This is a genomic window from Salipiger abyssi (assembly GCF_017311415.1).
In the GTDB taxonomy this organism is placed as follows: Bacteria; Pseudomonadota; Alphaproteobacteria; order Rhodobacterales; family Rhodobacteraceae; genus Salipiger; species Salipiger abyssi_A.
This window is the reverse complement of record NZ_JAEKIS010000038.1, coordinates 1-16019: the sequence shown is the minus strand read 5'-3', so window position 1 is coordinate 16019 and position 16019 is coordinate 1. Positions and strand designations below refer to the sequence as shown.

The 16019-nt window shown below is 62.8% G+C and carries 12 protein-coding genes and 2 pseudogenes; 2 read left to right on the top strand and 12 right to left on the bottom strand.

Annotation, left to right across the window (positions count from 1 at the left end):
* Positions 1 to 70 precede the first annotated feature (70 nt).
* Positions 71 to 323 (bottom strand): annotated as a pseudogene (locus I6N89_RS24260) (IS256 family transposase); the annotation flags it as partial.
* A 94-nt stretch (positions 324 to 417) separates the two neighbouring features.
* Between I6N89_RS24260 and istB the strand changes: the two are divergent.
* Positions 418 to 1176 (top strand): IS21-like element helper ATPase IstB, encoded by a 759-nt coding sequence (gene istB / locus I6N89_RS24255; protein ID WP_207020844.1) that lies wholly within the window; start codon positions 418 to 420, stop codon positions 1174 to 1176.
* 205 nt (positions 1177 to 1381) lie between these two features.
* Here the strand turns inward: istB and I6N89_RS24250 are convergent, their stop codons facing one another.
* From I6N89_RS24250 to I6N89_RS24225, 6 genes are read right to left on the bottom strand one after another with little or no spacing between them, the layout of a single operon-like run.
* Positions 1382 to 1855, bottom strand: a complete 474-nt coding sequence (locus I6N89_RS24250) for a MaoC family dehydratase (protein WP_173585989.1) — start codon at positions 1853 to 1855, stop codon at positions 1382 to 1384.
* A gap of 45 nt (positions 1856 to 1900) precedes the next feature.
* Complete coding sequence (locus I6N89_RS24245; protein WP_054540563.1) at positions 1901 to 3517, bottom strand: long-chain-fatty-acid--CoA ligase; 1617 nt, start codon at positions 3515 to 3517, stop codon at positions 1901 to 1903.
* A gap of 28 nt (positions 3518 to 3545) precedes the next feature.
* Positions 3546 to 5309, bottom strand: a complete 1764-nt coding sequence (locus I6N89_RS24240; protein WP_054540562.1) for an acyl-CoA dehydrogenase C-terminal domain-containing protein — start codon at positions 5307 to 5309, stop codon at positions 3546 to 3548.
* 24 nt (positions 5310 to 5333) lie between these two features.
* Positions 5334 to 7631, bottom strand: a complete 2298-nt coding sequence (locus I6N89_RS24235) for a 3-hydroxyacyl-CoA dehydrogenase/enoyl-CoA hydratase family protein (RefSeq protein ID WP_054540561.1) — start codon at positions 7629 to 7631, stop codon at positions 5334 to 5336.
* A 2-nt stretch (positions 7632 to 7633) separates the two neighbouring features.
* The gene (locus tag I6N89_RS24230; RefSeq protein WP_419247638.1) at positions 7634 to 8851 is read right to left on the bottom strand and encodes a thiolase family protein; all 1218 of its coding nucleotides are present in this window, start codon (positions 8849 to 8851) and stop codon (positions 7634 to 7636) included.
* Positions 8848 to 10524, bottom strand: a complete 1677-nt coding sequence (locus I6N89_RS24225) for an electron transfer flavoprotein-ubiquinone oxidoreductase (RefSeq protein WP_054540616.1) — start codon at positions 10522 to 10524, stop codon at positions 8848 to 8850. Before I6N89_RS24225 ends, I6N89_RS24230 begins: the two co-directional genes overlap by 4 nt.
* 268 nt (positions 10525 to 10792) lie before the next feature.
* Here I6N89_RS24225 and I6N89_RS24220 point away from each other — a divergent pair, with 268 nt between their 5' ends.
* Positions 10793 to 11347: a TetR/AcrR family transcriptional regulator gene (locus I6N89_RS24220; RefSeq protein WP_207020839.1), complete on the top strand. Its 555-nt coding sequence runs from the start codon at positions 10793 to 10795 to the stop codon at positions 11345 to 11347.
* Positions 11348 to 11516: 169 nt separating this feature from the next.
* On the opposite strand, the gene I6N89_RS24215 is transcribed toward I6N89_RS24220, so the two are convergent.
* The 5 genes and pseudogenes from I6N89_RS24215 to I6N89_RS25870 form a co-directional block, all read right to left on the bottom strand.
* Positions 11517 to 12224 (bottom strand): UPF0149 family protein, encoded by a 708-nt coding sequence (locus I6N89_RS24215; RefSeq protein WP_054540558.1) that lies wholly within the window; start codon positions 12222 to 12224, stop codon positions 11517 to 11519.
* Positions 12221 to 13177, bottom strand: a complete 957-nt coding sequence (locus I6N89_RS24210) for an ExeA family protein (RefSeq protein WP_207020838.1) — start codon at positions 13175 to 13177, stop codon at positions 12221 to 12223. The genes I6N89_RS24215 and I6N89_RS24210 overlap by 4 nt, the downstream gene beginning before the upstream one ends.
* A 37-nt stretch (positions 13178 to 13214) precedes the next feature.
* Complete coding sequence (locus I6N89_RS24205; RefSeq protein WP_207020841.1) at positions 13215 to 14825, bottom strand: DDE-type integrase/transposase/recombinase; 1611 nt, start codon at positions 14823 to 14825, stop codon at positions 13215 to 13217.
* Positions 14826 to 14835: 10 nt separating this feature from the next.
* Positions 14836 to 15399 (bottom strand): recombinase family protein, encoded by a 564-nt coding sequence (locus I6N89_RS24200; protein WP_054540556.1) that lies wholly within the window; start codon positions 15397 to 15399, stop codon positions 14836 to 14838.
* 535 nt (positions 15400 to 15934) lie between these two features.
* A pseudogene (locus tag I6N89_RS25870) lies at positions 15935 to 16019 on the bottom strand (integrase); the annotation flags it as partial.

The window sequence follows — 16019 nt, the reverse complement described above, 5'->3', positions numbered from 1 at the left end:
CTGTCTCAGGCTTAAGGGCAAAAATATCAGAATTAAAGGCAAAATCTCATATTTAAGGGCAAAGATCAGCCGTTGATTTCGTTGGATTTCCCATCTCACAATTAAGGGCTACGCGACACCAGTGCTCGGCCGGATAATCGTAGAGGGTCAGCAGCGCGTCCCGGTCCTTGACCAGCTTGGCCACCGCCTTGTCCCATTTCACGCCATAGGTTTCGACGAAGACGTTGAAGGCGACGTTGGCTTCGGCCTTTGGCCCTGGCCTGCACCGATTTCGGCAGCGCGTTTAGAACGTTCATGGTCTTGTGCAGCCAGCACCGCTGCTCCTAAATAATAACCCCGGACGAAGCCCGTACTCCGCTAATTTACGCCGCAAGTTGTGCCGAATGTTCTGACGACGGACACGCCGCCGTCGTGATCATGCTCCGTAGCCTGAAGATGTATGGCATGGCCCAAGCCGTCACCGACCTGATCGAGCAAGGAGCACCAGCCTTCGATGCGGCCGTGCCGATCCTGTCCCAGTTGCTGAAAGCCGAGATGGCCGAGCGCGAGGTTCGCTCGATTGCCTATCACATGAAGGCTGCCCGCTTCCCAGTCTACAAGGATATCTCCGGCTACGACTTCGCCGCCAGCGAAATCAACGAGGCGACGGTGCGCCAACAGCATCGATGCGAGTTCATGGACGGAGCGCAGAACATTGTTCTCGTCGGCGGACCGGGCACAGGTAAAACACACGTCGCGACTGCTCTCGGCGTCCAGGCTATCGAGCATCACCGCCGAAAGGTCCGCTTCTTCTCGACCATCGAACTGGTCAACGCGCTCGAGCAGGAGAAGGCAAAGGGCAAGGCAGGTCAGATCGCCGAGACGCTGGTCCGTCTCGATCTGCTGATCCTCGATGAACTCGGATACCTTCCGTTCAGTGCTTCCGGCGGAGCGCTGCTCTTCCACCTGCTGAGCAAGCTTTACGAGCGCACCAGCGTCGTCATAACCACCAACCTCAGCTTCAGCGAATGGGCCACCGTCTTCGGCGATGCCAAGATGACCACAGCTCTGCTCGAACGCCTGACCCACCGTTGCCACATCCTGGAAACCGGTAACGACAGCTTCCGCTTCAAGGCCAGCTCGGCCGCAGCAGCGCAGAAGAGAGGAGAAAAGACCAATCCCTTGACCAAAGCCTGATCAGAAAACCATACTCAGAGGTGGCTCACTTCTCGGTGGAAAAACCGGCTCAGTTCTGCGCGGAAACCAACAATTCGGGCACTCGCAGTTTCGGATCCGACGTAAGAGCGGCGTTGTCAGGCCAAGCCCCACAGCCTGTTTCAGAAAGATAAGGGACGTATATCGATCATCTACAGCGGCAGTCATATCGAGACTATCCACACATTCACTTTCCTGAAGGAGGTTCACGCCGCCACGAGACGATCTTCGGCGTGAACACCTGAACGATCTCGCCATCCTGGTTGATCGTCTCGCTGCGGAAGGTGACGAGGCCGCGTTCGGGTTTCGAGCGTGACGGCGCGATGGTGACGATTTCGCTTTCGACATGGATGCGGTCGCCGGGCCATGTGGCGCGGGGCCAGGAGATTTCCCCGCCCGCGCCGATCAGCCCGCCGGCCAGCGGCAGGCTCTGCACCAGCAGCCGCATGGTGGTCGCGGCCGTGTGCCAGCCGCTGGCGGCGAGCTTGCCGAACAGGCTGTCGCGCGCCAGTTCCTCGTCGAGATGGAAGAACTGCGGATCGTAGCGCCCGGCAAATTCCCGGATTTCGTCGATTTCCATCACATGGGAAGGGCTGGTGAAGCGCTGCCCGATGGTCAGGTCATCGAGATAGAGCTTCACCGCCTGCGCATCTTCGGTCATCTCGCGTCTCCCTCAGCCGGCCAGCGTCGCGTCCGGCGAGCGCTTTTAGTATTCGTCGAGAACGATCTGGCGGATCGCGGTCTTGAGCAGCTTGCCGGTTGCCGTGTGCGGCAGTTCCTCGACGATGATGACTTCGTCGGGAATGCTCCACTTGGAGATCTTGCCGGTATAGACATCGAGCATGTCGTGGCGGGTAAACGTCTGGCCGGGCTTGACCACCACCACCAGAACGGGCCGCTCGCCCCAGCGGGCATCGGGAGCGGCAACCACGGCCGCTTCCTTGATCGCCGGATGGGCCTGCGCGATGTTCTCAAGCTCGATCGAGCTGATCCATTCGCCGCCGGATTTCACCACGTCCTTGGTGCGGTCGACGATCTGCACGAAGCCGTCCTCGTCCATGGTGACGACATCGCCCGTGTCGAACCAGCCTTCGACGGCATGCGCCGGGCTCTTTTCCGTGTTGTAGTAACCGGCCGCGACCCAGGGGCCGCGCACCAGCATGGCGCCGAAGGCCTTGCCGTCGCGCGCCACCGGCTTGCCGTCGCTGCCGTCGATGCGGAATTCCATGCCGAACAGCGGGCGGCCCTGCTTGGATTCGAGCGTGAGGCGCTGTTCCGCCGAGAGCTTCTCGTGCTTGGGAAGAAGCGTCGCCGCAAGTCCGATCGGGCTCGTTTCCGTCATGCCCCAGGCATGGCGAACCGTAACGCCCATGTTGTGGAAACGGCTGATCATGATCGGCGGCGTGGCCGATCCGCCGATGGCGACCCGCTTCAGGCTCGTGAACTTCTGGCCATGGGCATCCATCCAGTCGAGCAGGCCGAGCCAGACCGTCGGCACGCCGGCGGTTGCCGTCACGCCTTCGCTTTCGAACAGTGAATGCAGGCTGGCGCCATCGAGGTTCGGGCCGGGCATCACGAGCTTCGCCCCGACCATCGGGGCCGCGAACGGCAGGCCCCAGGCGTTGACGTGGAACATCGGCACCACCGGCACCACGGCGTCATTGGCCGAAAGGCTGAGCACGTCCATCAAGCTGATCGCCATGGCATGCAGCACGCTGGAGCGGTGGCTGTAGAGCACGCCCTTCGGATCGCCCGTGGTGCCCGAGGTGTAGCACAGGGCGGATGCGGTATTCTCGTCGAACACCGGCCATTCGAATTCGTCGGGTTCGTTGGCAATCAGCGTCTCGTAGCAGACGAGGTTCGGCAGCACGTCCGACTTCGGCATATGCGCCTCGTCGGTCAGGATGACCACGGCCTTCAGCGGCGCCAGCCGGTCGGCCAGCGCTTCGAGGATCGGCAGGAAGGTGAGGTCGGAGAAGAGCACGCTGTCGCCGGCATGTTCGATGATGTAGCCGATCTGCTCGCGGAAGAGGCGCGGGTTGATCGTGTGGCACACGAAGCCCGAGCCTGATACGCCGTAATAGAGTTCCATGTGGCGATAGCCGTTCCAGGCAAGCGTGCCCACCCGGTCGCCATGCTCAAGGCCGAGCTTCTTGAGCGCGTTGGCGAGCTTCTGGCTGCGCTTGGAAAGATCCGCATAGGTGTAGCGATGGATGGGGCCTTCTACGGTCTTCGAAACCACTTCCGTGCTGCCGTGATAGGTCGCTGCGTGACGCAGGATCGATGACACGAGCAGCGGTGCATTCATCATCATGCCAAGCATGGTCTTCTCCTCCCGGGATAAACTTCAATCAGAATAAGTCGGCGTCGAGCGCCATGATGTCGGCAGCGCCGGCGCGGATGGCCGCGTCGAGGCTGACGGTCTGCGGCAGCAGGCGGGCCGCAAAGAAGCGGGCAAGCGCAAGCTTGCGCTGCTTCAGCGGCGTCGTCGCATCGGCTGAGGCTTCTTCGGCCATGCGCACCCAGAGCCAGCCGAAGCTCACCAGCGCGAAGAAGCGCAGGTAGTCGGTGGCGCTCGCTCCGGCCTCCACCGGATCGGCGCCCTTGGCCAGCAAGTCTTCCGTCAGTTTCTCCAGCCGGGCAAGGGCCTCGAGAACGGAGGTTTTCACCGTTTCCAGTTCGGCCGGACCCTTCGTGGCCGAAAGGTCATTGCGCACCAGCGCGAAGAAGCCGCGTGCCACGGCGCCGTTTTCCATCGGCAGCTTCCGGCCGACGAGATCCATGGCCTGCACGCCGTTGGTGCCCTCGTAGATCTGGGCGATGCGGGCATCGCGCACATACTGTTCCATGCCCCATTCGCGGATATAGCCGTGACCGCCGAACACCTGCTGCGACTGGACGGCGATCTCGAAGCCGAAATCGGTGAAGGCGGCCTTCACCACCGGCGTCAGCAGCGCGACGAGGCCGTCGGCCTTGCGGCGCGCTTCCGCATCCGGGTGACGAGCGGCGATGTCCATCTGCAAGGCGGTCCAGATGGCGAGCGCGCGGCCGGCTTCGGTCAGCGACCGGCCGGTCAGCAGCATCTTGCGCACATCGGCATGTTCGATGATCGGCACGGGGCCGCGCGCACCGTCGGCGGAGCGGCCCTGCAGGCGCTCACGGGCGTAGGCGACGGCCTTCTGGTTGGCGGCCTCGCCAATGCCCAGCCCCTGAATGCCGACGAACAGGCGCTCGGCATTCATCATCGTGAACATGGCGTTGAGGCCGCGGCCGGGCTCTCCGACCAGCCAGCCGATGGCGCCGTCATAGTTCATCACGCAGGTCGGCTGGGCGTGAATGCCCATCTTGTGCTCCAGCGAGCCGACCGACATGCGGTTGCGCTCACCGAGCGAGCCGTCTTCCCTGACGAGGAACTTGGGCGACAGGAACAGGCTGATGCCCTTCACGCCCTTCGGCGCATCGGGCAGGCGGGCCAGCACCAGATGCACGATGTTGCCGCCGAAATCCTGATCGCCGGAGGAAATGAAGATCTTGGTGCCCTTGATGGCGTAGGAACCGTCGCCCACCGGCTCGGCGCGGGTGGTGAGCAGGCCGAGATCGGTGCCGGCGGAGGATTCGGTGAGCGCCATCGCGCCCGTCCATTCGCCCGAGATCATCTTCGGCAGATATGTCTGCTTCAGCTCGTCGCTCGCATGATGGGCGATTGCTTCGACCGCGCCGCGCGTCAGGCCCGGAAATAGGCCGAAGGAGAGGTTGGCGGAAGACAGCATCTCGTCCAGCAGGATCTGCAGCACGCGCGGCAGGCCCTGTCCGCCGAACTCCGGGTCGCCGGAAAGTCCGCCCCAGCCGGCTTCGACGAAGGCCTTGTAGGCGTCGGCGATGCCCTTCGGCGTCGTCACCAGACCGTTTTCCAGCTTGCAACCTTCCTCGTCGCCGGGACGGTTGAGCGGTTCGAGGATTTCGGCGCAGAACTTGCCGCCTTCCTCCATGACGCTCGTTGCGAGTTCCGTGTTGACCTCTTCAAAGCCGGGAAGGGCGGCCATCTGCGCGTCGAAGTCGAAGACCTCGCCGAGCAGGAAGGAGATATCGTCGACGGGAGGGATATAGCCAGCCATGGGAGTTTCCTTGCCTCTTCTTGTTCAGTTGCGCAGCGGCTTGCCGGTCGGCAGCATGTGCTTGACGCGGTCCACGGTTGCGGGTGTTGCGAGCAGGTCGACGAAGGCTTCACGCTCCAGCGCGATCACATCGTCTTCCGTGAGTGGTTTCAGCGGATCGGCGGAAGGGCCGCCGGTCAGGACATTGGCAAGCGCGCGCCCGACCACCCCGTCGTGCACGGTGGCCCGACCGGCGAGCGCTTCGCCTTCGATGATGTTGTGGATCGCGGAAGCGCCCGAGGGACCGGACATGGCGACCAAAGGCGGTTCCGGTGCGACATAGCCTTCCGCGAGCGAAAGCGCCCTTGCCTTGGCGTCGGCGATCAGCCGGCTGCGGTTCATGGTGATGCCGTCGGTGGCCCTGAGATAGCCGAGGTTGCGGGCATCGAAGGCGCTTGCCGAAACCCTGGCAGGCGCGATCAGGTTGAAGGCGGCAATCGCAGGCGCGACCGGCCCGCGCAGAGCGGCGGTGGAGGCCGAGAAGCGCAGCATCATTTCCTTGCAGCCGCCCCAGCCCGGCACGACGCCGATGCGGGTTTCGACGAGGCCGATGGAAAGCTCCGCATGGGCCTGGATCGCGTCGCAATGCAGAAGGATCTCGCAGCCGCCGCCGAGCGCCAGACCGGCTGCAGCACCAACCACCGGGAAGGGGGTGTATTTCACCGCCTTGAAGGTGCGGTGGCCATGGTCGATGAAAGCGCCCAACGCCTCGCGGCCGCCCTTTTCCACGGTATCGAGGAAGACGCGCAGGTCGGCGCCCGCGCTGAACACGGCCGCATCGCTGCCGATCACCAGCGCCTTGAAATCCTTCGCCGTGCGTTCGACAGCCTTGTTGATGGCGTCAAGCAAAGCGGGATTGTAGGTGTTCATCTTGGTGCGGAATTCGAGGCAGGCGACGCCGTCGCCGAGATCCCAGAGGCTTGCCGCGCCCCAGTCCTCGACCGGCTTGCCGGCGAGCTTGAGGTCGGAAATGAGCAGCACGCCGTCACCCTTGACAATCGGTTCGATCGTGCCGTCAGGCAGCAGGTTGGCGCGCTTGCCGTCGACGACCGAATAGAAACCGCCCTTTTCTGCTGCGAGCGAGAGATAGGCGGGCACGGCAACGCCACGCGCTTCGAGCCGCGCCTTCAGCCAGCCGGCGCCGAGCCGGTCGATCAGCTCGAACGGACCCTGCTTCCAGCCGTAGCCGGTGCGCATGGCTTCATCCACGGCATCCGGCGTGTCGGCGATGTCCGGCACCAGCGATGCGGCATAGGCGAGCGCCTTTTCCATGACGACCGAGGCATAGCGGCCGCCGAGGCCGGCATGCTCCATCAGCGCGCGCGGATCGCCGCCCGAGGCATCGAGGCTTTCGGAGGAAACCGCCTTCTGCGGCCGGTAGTCGCCGGTTTTCAGGTCGGTTACGTCGCGCGACTTGCGGTCGGGCGAAAGCCGCACGAAGCCTGCGCCGCTTTTGCGGCCGAGACGGTTTTCCGCGATCATGCGGGCGATCAGCGCCGGTTCGGCGTCATAATCCTTCACCGCATCGCCTTCCGGCGTGGCGTTCTGCAGGCTGCGCAGGGTCGTTGGCATCAGGTCGATGCCGACGAGATCCAGCAGGCCGAAGATGCCGGTGGAGGGAATACCGAAGGGCTTGCCGATGATGGCGTCGGCCTCCTCGACATCGAGGCCGAGTTCGATGGCCTCGTTCTGCGCCACCACCATCCAGTAATTGCCGATGCGGTTACCGATGAAGCCGGGCGTGTCCTTGCAGATGACCACGCTCTTGCCGAGGCCGCGATCCGCGAAGTCACGGATCGTCGCGGTCACTTCCGGCTTGGTTGCCTTGCCGGAAACGAGTTCCAGGAGCCGCATGATGCGCGGCGGATTGAAGAAATGCGTGATCAGGAAGTCGGCGGCGAAACCTGCCGGCAGTCCCTCGACCAGCGAATGCAGCGGAATGGTCGAAGTGTTGGAAGAGACGATGGAGCCCTTCTTCCTGACGCCGTCGATGGCGCGGTAGAGCGTCTGCTTGATCTCCAGCTTTTCCGCGACAGCCTCGACGATCCAGTCGGCGTCGGCGATCAGCGCCAGGTCGTCCTTCGTCGAGCCCGCGGCGATGCGGCTCGCGAATGCCGGGTCCATGAAGCCGTTGGCCTTGAGCTGGCGGGCAACGCCGCCATCGGCGAACTTCTTCTCCATGTCGAGCAGCACCACGTCGAGGCCTGCATTGGCGAGATGGGCGGCGATGCCCGAACCCATGACTCCAGCGCCGATGACGGCGGCTTTTCTGATCGCGGTCATGATTATGCGGCCTCCAGAACCATGGCGATGCCCTGACCGCCGCCGATGCACTGGGTGGCGAGGGCATGGCGTCCGCCGTCGCGCTTCAGGAGCAGCGACGCCTTGCCGACAAGGCGGGCGCCGGTCGCACCCAGCGGATGGCCGAGCGCGATTGCGCCGCCGTCGCGGTTGAGGCGGGTGGGATCGATGTCGAGGTCGCGGCAGCAGGAGAGAACCTGCACGGCGAAGGCCTCGTTCATCTCGATCACGTCGAGTTCGCCTGCGGAAATGCCGGCGCGCTTCAGCGCCTTGCGGCTGGCCTCGACCGGGCCGATGCCCATGATTTCAGGCGCGCAGCCGGATATCGCATAGCCGGAGATGCGGGCGAGGGGCTTGAGGTTATGGCGCTTCACGAAGTCTTCCGAGCAGACCAGCGTCGCGGATGCGCCGTCGGTGAGCGGCGAGGAGTTACCGGCCGTGACCGAGCCGCCGGCCTTGAAGGCGGTCTTGAGGCCCGCGAGCTTTTCGGCGTCCGTCTCGCGCGGGCAGCCATCGGCGGTGACATCGCCGATCGGCGCGATCTCGGCGGCCAGCCGGTCATCGGCTCGGGCGGCGAGCGCCTTCTTCTGGCTTTCCAGCGAATAGGCGTCCTGTTCCTCGCGCGATATGCCGTAGCGGTCGGCAAGGTTTTCGGCGGTCAGTCCCATGTTGAGGAAGGCGATGCGCTGGGCGTCGCTCCAGGCCGGGTTCGGCATGGGATTGAAGCCCATCATCGGCACGCGGCTCATGCTTTCCACGCCGCCCGCGACGAAGGCGTCACCCGCGCCCATGGCGATGGCGCCAGCGGCCATCTGGATCGCCTGCATGGAGGAGCCGCACCAGCGGTTGACCGTGGAGCCGCCGACAGATTGCGGCAAGCCGGCGATCAGCGCCGCGCAGCGGGCGATGTTGAGGCCCTGTTCGCCTTCCGCGAAGGCGCAGCCGAGGTTCACGTCTTCAAGCTCGGCAGGGTCGATGCCGGAGCGATCGACCAGCACCTTGATGACGCCGGCTGCGAGATCGTCAGGACGAACGCCGGCAAGCGCGCCGCGATAGGCGGGCGCAAAGGGGCTGCGCAGGGTGTCGACGATATAGATTGCGGTCATGGTCTTCTTCTTCCTGTCTGGAAGCATTTCCGGCAAAACTGCGAGGCGGCTGGCGTCGGAAAATGCGTAGAAACAAAGGGATGGAACGGGCGTCACATGTTGGGATAGTTCGGGCCGCCGCCGCCTTCGGGCGGCACCCAGGTGATGTTCTGCGAGGGATCCTTGATGTCGCAGGTCTTGCAGTGCACGCAGTTCTGCGCGTTGATCACGAAACGGGGGCCGGTCTTCGCCTGTTCGTCGTCATAGACGACCTCGTAGACCCCGGCGGGACAGTAAAGCCGCGCCGGTTCGCCATAGAGCGCCAGGTTGCGTTCAACCGGGATTGCGGGATCGGCAAGCCTCAGGTGAACCGGCTGGTCCTCGATATGATTGGTGTTCGACAGAAAGACCGAAGACGGTTTGTCGAAGGTCAGAATGCCATCCGGCTTCGGGTACTGGATCGGCGTGACCTCCGAGAGCGGCTTCAGGCTCTGGAAGTCGGCCTTCCTGTGCTTGAGCGTGCCGAAGGGCGAGACGCCGAAAAGCGTCTGCAGCCACATGTCGGTTGCGCCGAGGCCGACGCCGAGCACGGTGCCGAACCGCGACCACAGCGGCTTGACGTTGCGGACCGGCTTCAGGTCCCGCCCGATGGCCGAGCCGCGCCAGCCGGCCTCATAGGCTTCGAGCGTATCGTTGGCGCGACCGCCCGCAAGCCCGTCGAACACGGCATCCGCTGCCTGCATGCCGGAATGGATGGCGTTGTGCGAACCCTTGATGCGCGGCACGTTCATGAAGCCTGCCGCGCAGCCGGCGAGCACCCCGCCGGGAAAGGCAAGCTGCGGCACCGACTGGTAACCGCCTTCGGTCAGCGCGCGGGCGCCATAGGCGATGCGCTTGGCCCCCTCGAAGGTGTCGCGGATCAGCGGATGCGTCTTGAAGCGCTGGAATTCGTCGAAGGGTGAGAGCGTCGGGTTCTTGTAATCGAGATGCAGCACGAAGCCGACAGTCACCAGATGATCGTCGAAATGGTAGAGGAACGAGCCGCCGCCGGTCTTCATGTCGAGCGGCCAGCCGAACGAATGCTGCACCAGCCCCTTGCGGAACTTCTCCGGCTTCACCTGCCAGAGTTCCTTGATGCCGATGCCGAACTTCTGCACCGAGCGTCTCTCGGTCAGGTTGAAACGGGCGAGAAGCTGCTTGGTCAGGCTGCCCCGCGCACCCTCTGAAAACACGGTGTATTTCGCCCGAAGCTCCATGCCGGGAGTGAAATCGTCCTTCGGCGCGCCGTCGCGGCCAATACCCATGTCGCCGGTAGCGATGCCGGCGACCGCGCCGTTGTCGTCATAAAGAACTTCGGTTGCCGCAAAGCCCGGATAGATTTCGACGCCGAGCGCTTCGGCCTGTGCTCCGAGATAGCGGGCGACATTGCCGAGCGAGCCGATGAAATTGCCGTGATTGTTCATCAGCGGCGGCATCAGCGCATTGGGAAGCCGCAGCGAACGGTTGGCGGTCAGCACATGGAAGCGGTCGTCGGTGACTTCGGTGGTGAGCGGTCGGTCGGGATCTTCCCGCCAGTCGGGCAGGAGCGCATCGAGACCAGAAGGATCGATCACCGCACCCGACAGGATATGCGCGCCGACTTCCGAACCCTTTTCCACGACGACCACGGAGATTTCCGCGCCGGTCTCCGCCGCGCGCTGCTTCAGGCGGATCGCAGTGGTAAGACCGGCCGGTCCCGCGCCAACGATCACCACGTCGAAGTCCATGGCCTCCCTGATTGTCTCGCTCAACCTTTCCTCCTTCAGTTGATAATGATACATGTACCAAACGATTGTTACAGTTCGCAAGTGCAAAATTTTATGGCGTCTGCGAAGCCTGTTGAGAGCGGAGGGGATTTGGGAAAACGGGCGGCCTGCGCTATGAGCGTTGAAAGGATTGCAGCGATATGACGAGAGAAGGCCGGGAACGGCTCCGGGAGATTTGATGACGGTAGGGGACAGCCGTGAAATGACGGGCGCTGCGAAAAGCACGCTTGCAGGCACATTGCAGGACAGCGGGATGAGCGACCGGCATCGCGATATCCTTGAAGCCGCCGCCGCCCTCTTTGCCGAGCGCGGCTATGCGGCGACCTCGGTGCGCGATATCGGCGAGCGGGTGGGGCTGCTCGGCGGCTCGCTCTATCACTACATCAAGTCGAAGGAGGCGTTGTTCGTCCGCATCCACGATATCGCCCTGCAGGTGGCGGAGGATCGCATCCGCGCGGCCATCGCGCCGCTTTCCGATCCGTGGGAACGGCTGGAAGCGGCCTGCGTCACCATGATGGAAATCCAGCTCGATCCCAATTCGCTGACCATGCCGCTGATGAACGACTTCGCCTCGGCTCCGGCGGAGATCCGCGAACGGCTGGTCGAAAAGCGCGATACCTTCGAACTCGTGTTCCGCGACCTGATCGCCGCCCTGCCGCTCGATCCCGCCCTCGACCGCGGCGTCTATCGCCTGCTGCTGCTGACGCTGCTCAACAATGTCTCCGGCTGGTATCGCCCTGGCCGCATGACCCCGGACGAGATCGGGCGGCAGATCCTCCGCATCTTCCGGCACCGCAGCACTCCATAGGTGTAACGACCTGCAAACATAATCATCTCGGCTTGCAATCATCGCGATTTTGGGCCCGGATTACTTGCGTTTATCCGGGGCGGCGAACCCGCATTATTTGCGAATGAGCCCGGATTATTTGCAACCGGCCTGCAATCATCGGGCCAAACCCGGATTACGTGCGAACGAGTTAATGCAGCATGGAACGGCGCCCGCAGCACTGTTTGAACTTCTTGCCGGACCCGCAGGGGCAAGGCTCGTTCCGGCCGGTCTTGCCGCCTGACCGGATGAATGTCCCGGATGGCGGCGTGTAAAGATTGCGCTGTTTCAAAAAATACCGGTGCATGCGCATGACGCCTGCGGCGGCGCCAACCAGCAGATCCTGCCGTTGACCCTCGGTGACAGGATCATCGAAGGGGCGCATTTCCGGGTCTTCATGATGTTCATAGGCGAGTGCCCATATCGGCACCATGGCACCGCCTTCAGCTTCATCCTCCATGATCTGGAACCAGATATCGCGCCGCAGCTCGGTTCCGCGCAGGAACCCCTGCGCCCAGTCGTTGGCCTGGTATCTGCCATTCTCATCTTCCAGCACGAGAGGCAGGTATACCTCCTCGGAATCGAGCTGGTGGTTCACATGGTTCCAGTGCCGGTTGACCAGTTCGACAAACAGTTCGGCCTCCGCCATGTCCTCAAAGACCAGATCGCCGTCTTCCGTCGCGCCGTTTTGTAGGACGGGCATGTATTCGCTTGGCATGACCAGATCCGGACAACAAGCCAGCGCCGCGAAGAAGCCGTCGAGCGCTTCGACATTCGGGATTGCGCCGCCGCGCACCCGGCCAAGGAATTCTCCCAGCCTGCGTTCTTCGCTGTCGGAAAGTTCGGTATTGCGTTTCATATCGGCAGCCCCGCTTTTCGCATGAGGGTTGAGAGTTCGTCGGTTCTGTCTGTTTCCAGCTGGCCCTTGAGGAAGCGGCGGATTTCGGGAAGGCGGGTGTCGGTCAGATCGGCCAGCGCCTTGGGGCTGTAGCCGATCCGGGCCAGCCGGGCGTCAAGATCGTCAAAGCCGACCGAAATGGTTTCCTCTACGATCTCGCGCGTGACCTGATCCGCGCCCATCCGGTAGGCATCGGCAAAGGCCCGGTTCAGGTGTTCGGCAAACTGCAAGGGCGTGGAAAGACGCTCCGCAAGATACTGCTGCGCCGCATCCTCAAAGACGTCCAGCGGCTCAACCCTTTCGGCCAGGCATTGTCCGAGAAGCCAGGACACGAATTCACGGCGTTCGTCGCCGATGCTGCTGAATTCGAACTTCACCGTCCGGTGGCCGACTTCCTCCATCGTGGCGCGGCGCAGGTCATTTCTGAGCCGCGGGTGGCCAACCAGCACCACGGACAGGGTGCCGCCCCCGGCGCCGATGACTTCCCGCAGCCGTTTCAAGCCGTTAAGCGTATTGCCGTGCAGGTCATGGGCTTCGTCGATGAAGAGGGCAATCGGCTTTTTGGCCTTGCGCACGGCCTCTTGAAGCAGCCGCTCCCGGCGCTCGGGCTGGGTTGGAACTTTCATGTCCGGATCGCCGCTAATGTCGAGAAAGAGCGCCGTGATCAGGGCCGGCAGCACCACGCGCGGCTTGTCCACCGAGAGGCTGCGCGCCACGATGATTTTCTTGTCGGCCGTGATCTGTTCCTGAAGACGGTTGATCATCACTGTCTTGCCGACCCCCACAGGGCCGGAAATGGCGATCAGATGCCCGGCCATAATGGCGGCCATCACGTCCTCCCGGAACTGGGTCAGGCGTTCGGTCTCGAAATACCCCGCCTGGTTCCACGGCCGCTCGATGCGGAAATGTTTCATGACCTGTCTGCTGAGCATGTGACCCGCCCCCTTCCTGTCATTGTTCGCGCCGGAAGCGCTGCTTGATTGCCGCCTCGATCTCGGCCTTGTTGAGCGTCCGGCCAACCAGATCGCCGATGAAGGCACGGTCCTCCTGCGAGAGTTCAGCAAGCGGCCGGTCCAGCAGATAGGAAATGGCCCGCCGTGCGCTCAGCGCATTCTCATAGGAAATCTGCCCCCAAGGGTCCGGATCGCTGAAGCGGACCTTGGGCAGCGGCACAATCTCGGCCGGGGCCGCGTCCAAACCTGACCCGCCAAGAGCGGCACGCGGCAAGCTGATCTGCTCGGCCAGTTTGGCTACCGCCTCGGCGCGCTTTTCACGGGGCGAAGATTTGCGCTTGCGATACCGGTGCAGCGGGATTGGCCCGCCCTCGGGCCGATAGGGGCCGTAGCGCTTGTCCTGCCATTCCACGAACAGCTCATGATCGAAAAGGCCCCACCACAGCAGTACCTCCTCGCCTGCGAGATCGCCATCAACCTCGTAGAAGGCCCCGTCGATGGAAACGCGCGCATCCGCTGCGACCTTCCGGCGCTCGGGCTCCCGGGCAAAGGCGCAGAAGCGTTCCCAGGAACACATCTCGCGAATACCGGTTTCTGGCAGATTGGCCACCCAATCCTCGATCCGGCTGTGCGGTTCCCGGCGATGGGGTTTGTCATTATATTTGTTGATGAAATTCCTCAGCCAGAGATTGGCCTCCGCCTCGGTTTCCGGTTCGTGGAAATGATAGAGCGTCTCATGGGCCTCCTTCACCGTCCGGAAAGGTCTTTCTACCTTGCCCTTCGACCGGGCGGTAACCCGCGCCCCGTCGGAGCCGGCGGGCATATGCGTCTTCCATTCCACCCCAAGCCGCTCCATCACCGTCTGAAACACCAAGCTCTTGGCGACGGGGCCATTGTCGAGATAGATCATCCCGGGAATGCCTTGGAACTCCGTATCCTCCTTGGGCGACATTGCATTGAACAGGAACCGCAGCGCGCTTTCCGCATCCTCGCCGTAGACGCAGCGGTACTCCTGATAGGATGTGCCGGAGCGGTCATCCACCACGCTGTAAAGCATCATCGTTGGCTGTCCCCGCTTGGGGTCCAGCCAAGCCGGCTGCGCAATATGCTTCAGATCCGAGGGGCTGATGTCAAATTGCCAGCATGCGTTGGAATGGCGGGCTTCAAAGCGGGCTGCCGGCGCCGCGCGGGTCATGCGGGGCTGGTCGTATCTCCAATCTTTCAGCCACCGGTTCACGGTCGATCGTTTCAACAGGCCTTTCGGGGGCTGCACATGGCCCTCCGGCGTCTGGACACCATGCTCTTCCAGGAGCTCGATGGCCCGGGTGGTCGAAAGATGCCGCCCTTTCCTGTTGCTCGTGCGCATCTTCAAGGCGGCGATGATCTCGCAATAGCGCGCCAGATCACGTTCCTGGATGCCACGCGGTTTCCCGCGGTCCGACCGCCGCAAGCCCTTCGGCTGATGCAGGGACTTCAGGGCGCGGTAGACCGTGGACGGGCTGACGCCAAAAAGGCCCGCGATCCGGCCAACCTCCTCCCGCCGCGCCGCTGACCGGGGCGGCAACCCGGCCAGCCGGGTTCTCAGCGCCAGCAGCGTCTCGGCCGGAATGCGGATGCCCCTATTTGCCATCGGCAAACTCAGCGACATAGGCATAGAGCGTGGCCCGTGAGATCCCCATCAGGCTGCAAATCTCCGGCACCGTGTGTTTGCGGGAGCGGTAGAGGTCCACCGCATGGGCTCGTTTCTTGCGGTCCAGCGCTTTCTTGCGGCCGCCCTTGCGGCCCCGCGCCCGCGCTGCAGTCAATCCAGCCAGGGTGCGCTCCCGGATCAGGTTGCGCTCAAACTCGGCAAGAGCGCCGAACATGTGGAAGATCAGCTGGCCGCCGCTCGACGTGGTGTCGATGGATTCCTGAAGGCTCTTCAGCCCGACGCCCATCTCCTTCAGCTCTTCGGCCCGGGCGATCAGATCCTTCAGGGACCGCCCCAACCGGTCCAGCCGCCAAACAACCAGCGTGTCACCCTCGCGCAGTTGTTCCAGGGCGCTGGTCAGGCCAGGCCTTGCTGTCTTGGCTCCGCTCGCTTTGTCCTCGAAAATCCGCTCGCATCCTGCCGATCTCAGCGCGTCATGCTGCAAGGCAAGGCTCTGATCCCCGGTCGAAATACGTGCGTAGCCAATGAGCATGAAAAACCGTCTGACAACCTGATCCGCTCACAGGAACTCATACGTTGATTTCCAGACGCGGTAAACAGACAAAATTGAGCCGTAAAATCAATCGGGAGAATTCGGCTACAGCTGCCGTCCAGCAAACGGGCGTTTGTTGAACGGCCCGTTCGCACGTAATCCGGGTTCGGCCCGATGATTGCAGGCTGGTTGCAAACAATTCGGGCTCATTCGCAAATAATGCGGGTTCGGCACCCAGGATAGACGCAAATAATCCGGGCCAAAAATCACGATGTTTGCAAGCCGAACTCAGGATAATTGCAGGCCGTTACAGGTAGTCTTCTCGTGTCAGAAAACCTGAAAACGCTCATGAGAGCGTAGGATTCTGCACTCTCCGGCATCAGACCCCCTGAAGACGGCCGCCTTCTTCGGCTGCACAAAATTTAGTCGCACAACAATTGGAGCATTTTTGACGACTTTGACGCCCTCATCTGGTCTGAAAGTTTCAGTACGGAAATTCATTTTGTGAGCTCAAGGGTGGTTGCGACAGTCTCCGCTATCTCAGTTTCACCATTTCTTCTCTGAAGGCTTCGGTAGGCGTGCGCCATTCGAGGCATTTTCGCGGTGTCGCATTCAGTCTC

What these genes read in the sequence shown, in the direction of transcription:
- I6N89_RS24235 (WP_054540561.1), bottom strand. Translation starts at nt 7,631, where the DNA reads ATGACCGCGATCAGAAAAGCCGCCGTCATCGGCGCTGGAGTCATGGGT.
- I6N89_RS24215 (WP_054540558.1), bottom strand. Translation starts at nt 12,224, where the DNA reads ATGAAACGCAATACCGAACTTTCCGACAGCGAAGAACGCAGGCTGGGA.
- I6N89_RS24240 (WP_054540562.1), bottom strand. Translation starts at nt 5,309, where the DNA reads ATGGCTGGCTATATCCCTCCCGTCGACGATATCTCCTTCCTGCTCGGC.
- I6N89_RS24220 (WP_207020839.1), top strand. Translation starts at nt 10,793, where the DNA reads ATGAGCGACCGGCATCGCGATATCCTTGAAGCCGCCGCCGCCCTCTTT.
- I6N89_RS24245 (WP_054540563.1), bottom strand. Translation starts at nt 3,517, where the DNA reads ATGCTTGGCATGATGATGAATGCACCGCTGCTCGTGTCATCGATCCTG.
- I6N89_RS24250 (WP_173585989.1), bottom strand. Translation starts at nt 1,855, where the DNA reads ATGACCGAAGATGCGCAGGCGGTGAAGCTCTATCTCGATGACCTGACC.
- I6N89_RS24210 (WP_207020838.1), bottom strand. Translation starts at nt 13,177, where the DNA reads ATGAAACATTTCCGCATCGAGCGGCCGTGGAACCAGGCGGGGTATTTC.
- istB (WP_207020844.1), top strand. Translation starts at nt 418, where the DNA reads ATGCTCCGTAGCCTGAAGATGTATGGCATGGCCCAAGCCGTCACCGAC.
- I6N89_RS24200 (WP_054540556.1), bottom strand. Translation starts at nt 15,399, where the DNA reads ATGCTCATTGGCTACGCACGTATTTCGACCGGGGATCAGAGCCTTGCC.